Origin of the sequence: Vibrio fujianensis (genome assembly GCF_002749895.1) — a bacterium.
Taxonomy (GTDB): domain Bacteria; phylum Pseudomonadota; class Gammaproteobacteria; order Enterobacterales; family Vibrionaceae; genus Vibrio; species Vibrio fujianensis.
In genome coordinates this window covers 43,225-50,519 of the sequence record NZ_NBUS01000038.1, presented here as the reverse complement: position 1 = coordinate 50,519, position 7,295 = coordinate 43,225, and the positions used below count along the sequence as shown (strand labels likewise).

The following is a 7,295-nucleotide window of genomic DNA, read 5'->3' as shown; positions in this document are numbered from 1 at the left end:
CCTGCGACGACTCGCCCCGCCGTTTTGACTGTTTGCACATATACTTCATCAAAACGACGAATGCGTAGCCCAATATCATGTTGACGTAACCAGTTATCGGCAGAATCAAAATAGGTATTTCCTAACTCTCGACAACTGTGCTGAAGTACTTTGGTTTCAGAAATTTTACTACGTAAAACCTCTGAAAAATCTGGAGAAACAAAAAACTTCAGTTCTATTTCGGTTTCCATACTTATACCTTTCGCAGCAGATAGCCACAGGATATTGCCTAAAAGGCGACGGGGCAAGAGAGAAATATCGACCAATTGATGATCTAAAACAGTTTTAATACGTCAATTAATGGGTTAACATGCGCGCCTTTATAGCCAACGCTCAACATTTCGCCATAATATGGCATTTGTTCTTTTTAGGTTATAGCTATTAGGTTGAATGACCATGCCAGTAAATACCATTATGGGGTTATTTGCAAAGTCCCCAATTAAACCTTTGCAACGACACGTTGTGTGTGTCAATGAATGCTGCTCTCACTTGATCAACTTCTTTGAAGTTTGTGCTCAAGGTGATTGGGAAAAAGCAGAAGAGATACGCGCACAAATTTCTCATCTAGAGAAAGAAGCTGACGTGTTGAAACGTGAAATCCGTCTCAAACTCCCTCGAGGGCTGTTTATGCCGGTTGATCGTACTGACATGCTTGAGCTTCTCACTCAACAAGATAAACTGGCCAATCTTGCCAAAGATATTGCGGGTCGTGTTTATGGTCGTCAGCTTATTATCCCTGAACCTCTCCAAGAAAACTTCATCGCTTACGTTAGCCGCTGTCTTGACGCAGCCAAGCAAGCGCAGAAAGTGATCAATGAACTCGATGAGTTATTAGAAACTGGATTTAAAGGTCGTGAAGTCACGCTGGTGGCTGAAATGATCAATCAACTGGATGTGATCGAGGATGACACCGATACGATGCAAATTCGACTCCGCCAACAATTAATGGCGATAGAGTCGAAAATGAATCCGATTGATGTCGTATTCTTATACAAAATTTTTGAATGGGTAGGCGGTATTGCCGATCAAGCTCAGCGCGTTGGTGCTCGGCTTGAAGTCATGCTGTCGCGCTCTTAAATCATAAAGTTAACCAAATAACTAAGAGTATTAATCGTACCATCACAGTTTAGGCGTTGATTATTGTTCTCGCTGATGGGATTTTTCGTGCCGAAAAAGTACTACGATTTTACTCCGCTTGTTATCAACAACTAGGTATTACGATGGATATCCTTGCGAACTACGGCACAGTCCTGATTCTTGTTGCAGCGATCTTCGGTTTATTGATGGCCATTGGTATTGGGGCAAATGATGTTGCCAATGCAATGGGCACATCTGTGGGCTCAAAAGCCCTGACTGTAAAACAAGCCATCATCATTGCGATGATTTTCGAATTTGCTGGTGCTTACCTGGCGGGAGGTGAAGTTACCGACACTATTCGTAAAGGTGTCATTGAACCGGCACTCTTTGCTGACCAACCCGAACTGCTTGTCTATGGCATGATGTCTTCTTTACTGGCTGCGGGAACATGGTTATTGCTGGCCTCTTACATGGGGTGGCCGGTTTCCACAACGCACTCAATCATCGGTGCTATCATCGGTTTTGCCTCTGTCTCTGTCGGCACTGATGCGGTCGATTGGAGCTCAGTACAAGGCATCGTCGGAAGTTGGATCATTACTCCGTTTATATCAGGATTGCTAGCCTACGCCATTTTTGTCAGTGCCCAGCGGCTTATTTTTGATACAGAAACGCCGCTGCTCAATGCCAAACGATTTGTGCCAATCTATATGTTTATTACCACCATGGTGATCGCTTTGGTAACCATCAAAAAAGGGTTAAAGCATATTGGATTGCACCTAACCAGCACTGAAGCTTGGCTCTGCTCGATCGCTTTTTCTGCCTTCATTATGTTGTTAGGTTATATATATATCTACAAACGCTTTTCAAATACCGAAGAGAATCCTGGTTTTTCTAGCGTAGAACGTATTTTCTCTGTATTAATGGTAATTACCGCCTGTGCCATGGCCTTTGCTCATGGCTCCAATGATGTGGCTAATGCCATCGGTCCTTTGGCCGCTGTCGTCTCAACCGTTGAACATCTTGGCCAAGTAACTGGGCAAAGTACCATTGCTTGGTGGATTTTACCCCTAGGGGGCATCGGAATTGTCGTTGGCCTTGCGACATTAGGGCATAAGGTCATGGCGACGGTAGGGACAGGAATTACCGAACTGACGCCTAGCCGCGGCTTCGCCGCTCAGCTAGCAACCGCCTCAACCGTGGTGCTCGCATCCGGAACCGGCTTGCCTATTTCAACCACCCAGACCTTAGTCGGCGCAGTGTTAGGCGTTGGATTTGCTCGCGGTATTGCGGCACTAAATTTAGGTGTCGTTCGCAATATTGTCGCCTCATGGATAGTAACGTTACCCGCTGGCGCACTACTTGCGGTGATCTTCTTCTATACTATCCGAGCTGTTTTTGGCTAATCAGTCATATCAAGAATCTGTCAATGGTTTGTCATTATTGACTCAAACGCACAGAAAGGGAGGCTTGGCCTCCCTTCTTTGTTGCACCAAGTCCATAAAGTTTTTACTATCAGCCAAACAACCTTAAAAGCGCGACCAAATTCTCATAAAACACTCAATTGCGTGTTTACTCTCTAGGTGAGAAAATTTGTCCATCGCAACATTGACCATAACTAAGGGATAAACCGTGAAAAAACTCGTCTGCATGGTGCTATTTTCTCTCTTGACCGCACCAACGCTTGCACAAGACCGCTATATCGCAGATAAATTGTTTACTTATATGCATTCAGGTCCAAGTAATCAATATCGAATTATTGGTTCGATTGATGCGGGAGAAAAAATAAAACTGCTCAATACCAATAAAGAAACCGGCTATAGCCAAGTGGTCGATAGTCGAGGCCGTGATGGCTGGGTGGAAAGCCGCTTTGTCACGCGAGATATCAGCATGGCAGTACGTCTTCCTTTGCTGGAAAAGGAGTTGAAAGAAGTAAAAAGCCAATTGGCCAACGCTCGGCAGAATGCTGATAGTGAAAAAGCCGGCTTAATCGATTCATTAGACGCTCGCAATAAACAAATTGCCGATTTAGAAAAAAGCTACGGCGAGATTAGCCAACAGCTCACTGCATCACAAGCAGAAGTTCGTGAACTTCGTGCAAAACTAGATACCCAGAAAGAAGATTTACTGCTGAAATACTTTATGTATGGCGGCGGCGTCGCAGGTGGAGGCTTACTGTTTGGCTTACTCTTGCCGCACATTATTCCAAGACGTAAGCGTAACCCAGCAGGATGGGCATAGCGACGATTGTTCTTTATCACGGCCACCTAAGGTGGCCGTTTTTATCTAACGACTACAAGGAATGCAAGTGCAAATTTACCTAGTTGGCGGAGCCGTCCGCGATCAATTACTTAACCTTCCTGTTTATGATAAAGATTGGGTGGTCGTCGGCAGTAGCCCAGAGCAGATGCTGCGAGAAGGTTATCAAGCGGTTGGAAAAGATTTTCCCGTCTTCTTGCACCCCAAAACAAAGCAAGAATATGCCTTAGCGCGCACCGAACGTAAAACCGGTGCAGGTTATACAGGCTTTGCCTGTTATTACGCTCAAGATGTGACACTTGAGGAAGATTTGGCTCGACGTGATTTAACCATTAATGCCATAGCTCAAAACAGCCAAGGTGAATTGATTGATCCCTATGGTGGAAAAAAAGATATTGAGCAGCGTATCTTACGCCATATATCAAAAGCGTTTGTTGAAGATCCACTGCGAGTTTTACGTGTCGCACGCTTTGCTGCCAAGCTGGCCCATCTTGGTTTTACGATTGCTAAAGAGACCCAGCAATTGATGCAGCAAATTAGTCAATCTGGTGAACTCAGCCACTTAACGCCCGAACGGATTTGGCAAGAATGGCATAAATCACTGGCAACACCAAGCCCAGAGGTTTTCCTTGCGGTACTACATGAATGTGGTGCACTTGCGGTGGTACTTCCTGAACTGGAGCGTCTTTTTGGTGTCCCACAGCCTGAACAATGGCATCCAGAAATCGACACCGGTATTCATACATTATTGGTTGCCAAACAAGCCGCTCAACTGTCATCTTCTTTAACCGTACGCTTTGCGGCCCAAGTTCATGACCTTGGCAAAGGGGTAACCCCCAAAGCACAATGGCCGAGCCATAAAATGCACTGCCAGACTGGCATCGGCATTATCAAGCGGTTATGTGAGCGTGTGCGGATTCCTAATGAGTTTAAAGAATTAGCCTTATTAGTCTGCGAGCAGCACTCAAACATTCATAGAGCAGCGGAATTAAAAGCCAGCACCAAACTCAAAATACTCGACAAATTAGACGTATGGCGTAAACCAGCGCGTTTAAATGAGGTATTACTTTGCTGCCAAGCCGATCATGCAGGCCGCTTAGGATGTGAAGAGACACCTTACCCACAGAGTGTACTCTTTAACCAAGCTTATCAGGCAGCATTAACTGTTGATGTTCAGCAGATTATTACAGAGGGTTTTCAAGGGAAGGCCATTAGAGAGCAATTAACTCAACGCCGAATTCAAGCGATTGCCGCTTTAGATCGGCACTAATAACGCTCAATCCAATCAACCAAGATAAATAGCTAGATGGCTTGTGCTACAAAAACGCCCTACATTTCAGTAGGGCGTTTTACTATAACAAAGCTAAGCGATTTCGCGAGAAATTATGCTTGGCCTTTAACTTCTTTAAGACCGTTGAAAGGAGCACGAGCACCTAGCGCTTCTTCGATACGGATCAATTGGTTGTACTTAGCAACACGGTCAGAACGGCTCATAGAACCTGTTTTGATTTGACCTGCAGCAGTACCTACCGCTAGATCAGCGATAGTTGCGTCTTCAGTTTCGCCACTGCGGTGAGAGATAACAGCAGTGTAACCTGCATCTTTAGCCATCTTAATTGCAGCAAGAGTTTCGGTTAGAGAACCGATTTGGTTGAACTTGATCAAGATAGAGTTAGCAACGCCTTTCTCAATACCTTCAGCAAGGATCTTAGTATTTGTAACAAATAGATCGTCACCAACCAATTGGATCTTATTGCCTAGCAGTTGAGTTTGGTGTGCAAAACCAGTCCAGTCAGACTCATCTAGACCATCTTCGATAGATACGATTGGGAACTTCTCAACCAACTCAGCTAGGTAATGGTTGAACTCTTCAGAAGTGAAGGTTTTACCTTCGCCTTTCATGTTGTAGATGCCAGCGTCTTTGTCAAAGAACTCAGAGGCTGCACAGTCCATCGCTAGAGTAACGTCTTTGCCTAGCTCATAGCCAGCAGCAGCAACTGCTTCTGCAATAACTTCTAGCGCTTCAGCGTTAGATTTAAGGTTAGGAGCGAAACCACCTTCGTCACCAACCGCTGTATTATAACCTTTAGACTTAAGCACTTTAGCTAGGTTATGGAATACTTCAGAACCGATACGTACAGCTTCTTTTAGCGTTTTTGCGCCAACTGGTTGGATCATGAACTCTTGGATGTCAACGTTGTTATCGGCGTGCTCACCACCGTTGATGATATTCATCATTGGTAATGGCATAGAGAACTGACCTGCAGTGCCATTTAGCTCAGCAATGTGCTCATAAAGAGGCATGCCTTTCGCTGCTGCTGCTGCTTTAGCGTTTGCTAAAGAAACAGCTAGGATAGCGTTGGCACCAAATTTAGATTTGTTTTCCGTACCATCTAAGTCAATCATGATTTGGTCGATTGCAGCTTGATCTTTGGCATCTTTACCGATTAATGCTTCCGCGATCGGACCATTAACAGCCGCAACAGCTTTAAGAACACCTTTACCTAGGAAACGAGCTTTGTCGCCATCGCGCAACTCAAGTGCTTCACGAGAACCAGTTGATGCACCAGATGGAGCAGCCGCCATACCAACGAAACCGCCTTCTAGGTGAACTTCCGCTTCAACAGTTGGGTTACCACGTGAGTCGATAATTTCACGACCTAGAACTTTAACGATCTTAGACATTAATGTTTCCTCTCATTGAATTTAAATGTCAAAACTAAAAGGATAGCGGCACAACTTAAGCCGCTACCCATATCCTTTTACTTTAATTCACCGCGTTGGAACTGACCCGCTGCTTTGACGAAACCAGCAAAAAGTGGATGCCCATCACGCGGAGTCGATGTAAATTCTGGGTGGAATTGAGCCGCAATAAACCATGGATGCGCTGGATTTTCAATCACCTCAACCAGTTTTTTATCTGCGGATAACCCAGAAACCTTCAGGCCGGCTTTTTCAATTTGTGGACGAAGGTTGTTGTTTACTTCATAACGATGACGATGACGTTCATGAATTGTGGCACTTCCGTACAATTCATACGCTTTTGTCCCTTTCGTTAGGTGGCAAAGTTGAGAACCTAGACGCATCGTACCGCCTAAATCTGAACTTTCGGTCCGTTCTTCAACCTTACCTTCACTGTCAACCCATTCTGTGATTAAGCCTACCACAGGATACGGGCTTTCTTTGTTAAATTCTGTTGAATGTGCACCAGTCATACCCGCGACATTTCTTGCATACTCAATCAGTGCAACCTGCATACCTAAGCAGATACCAAGATAAGGGACACCGTTTTCACGAGCATATTGGGCGGCAAGAATTTTACCTTCAATGCCTCGGTCACCAAAACCACCCGGAACCAAAATAGCATCCACACCTTGTAAGATATCAACCCCTTTGGTTTCAACATCTTGTGAATCGATATACTTAATGGTCACGCTAAGGCGATTCTTCAGCCCTGCATGTTTTAGGGCTTCATTGACCGATTTATACGCATCTGGCAATTCAATATATTTGCCTACCATACCAATGGTGACTTCACCCGTTGGGTTGGCTTCTTCATAAATAACTCGTTCCCACTCAGAAAGATCCGCCTCTGGTGCGGTAATACCAAAACGCGCACAGACTAAATCATCTAAACCTTGAGATTTAATTAATTGTGGGATTTTATAAATAGAATCAACATCTTTCATCGAAATAACGGCTTTTTCTGGCACGTTACAGAATAAAGCGATTTTTTTACGCTCGTTAGCAGGGATCACACGATCACTACGACAAACCAAAATATCCGGTTGAATTCCGATAGAAAGCAACTCTTTAACTGAGTGTTGGGTCGGTTTGGTTTTCACTTCACCAGCTGCCGCGAGATATGGCACCAAGGTTAAATGCATAAACATCGCATTCTCGCGACCAACTTCAATGGCAAG

7 protein-coding genes are annotated in these 7,295 nt (G+C 44.7%); 4 read left to right on the top strand and 3 right to left on the bottom strand.

Translation table 11 applies throughout. The features are described 5' to 3' along the window. Positions 1–230 (bottom strand): CYTH domain-containing protein (locus tag B7C60_RS17785; protein ID WP_245868517.1); only part of this gene is annotated, 230 nt, incomplete at its 3' end. Positions 231–435: 205 nt separating this feature from the next. Between B7C60_RS17785 and B7C60_RS04180 the strand changes: the two genes are divergently transcribed. From B7C60_RS04180 to B7C60_RS04165, 4 genes are all read left to right on the top strand, one after another. Next, the gene (locus tag B7C60_RS04180; RefSeq protein WP_161428504.1) at positions 436–1,116 is read left to right on the top strand and encodes a TIGR00153 family protein; all 681 of its coding nucleotides are present in this window, start codon (positions 436–438) and stop codon (positions 1,114–1,116) included. A gap of 143 nt (positions 1,117–1,259) precedes the next feature. Further along, positions 1,260–2,519 carry an inorganic phosphate transporter gene (locus B7C60_RS04175; RefSeq protein WP_099610684.1) on the top strand — a complete coding sequence of 420 codons (1,260 nt, stop codon included), beginning with the start codon at positions 1,260–1,262 and terminating at the stop codon, positions 2,517–2,519. A gap of 226 nt (positions 2,520–2,745) precedes the next feature. Further along, positions 2,746–3,354 (top strand): TIGR04211 family SH3 domain-containing protein, encoded by a 609-nt coding sequence (locus B7C60_RS04170; protein ID WP_099610564.1) that lies wholly within the window; start codon positions 2,746–2,748, stop codon positions 3,352–3,354. A gap of 67 nt (positions 3,355–3,421) precedes the next feature. Beyond that, positions 3,422–4,642, top strand: a complete 1,221-nt coding sequence (locus tag B7C60_RS04165) for a multifunctional CCA addition/repair protein (protein ID WP_099610683.1) — start codon at positions 3,422–3,424, stop codon at positions 4,640–4,642. Positions 4,643–4,755: 113 nt separating this feature from the next. On the opposite strand, the gene eno is transcribed toward B7C60_RS04165, so the two are convergent. Together eno and pyrG are read right to left on the bottom strand one after the other, a co-directional pair. Then, the gene (eno, locus tag B7C60_RS04160) at positions 4,756–6,057 is read right to left on the bottom strand and encodes a phosphopyruvate hydratase (RefSeq protein ID WP_099610563.1); all 1,302 of its coding nucleotides are present in this window, start codon (positions 6,055–6,057) and stop codon (positions 4,756–4,758) included. Between the two features lie 77 nt (positions 6,058–6,134). Continuing rightward, a partial coding sequence (pyrG, locus tag B7C60_RS04155; RefSeq protein ID WP_245868515.1) for a glutamine hydrolyzing CTP synthase occupies positions 6,135–7,295 on the bottom strand: 1,161 nt, incomplete at its 5' end.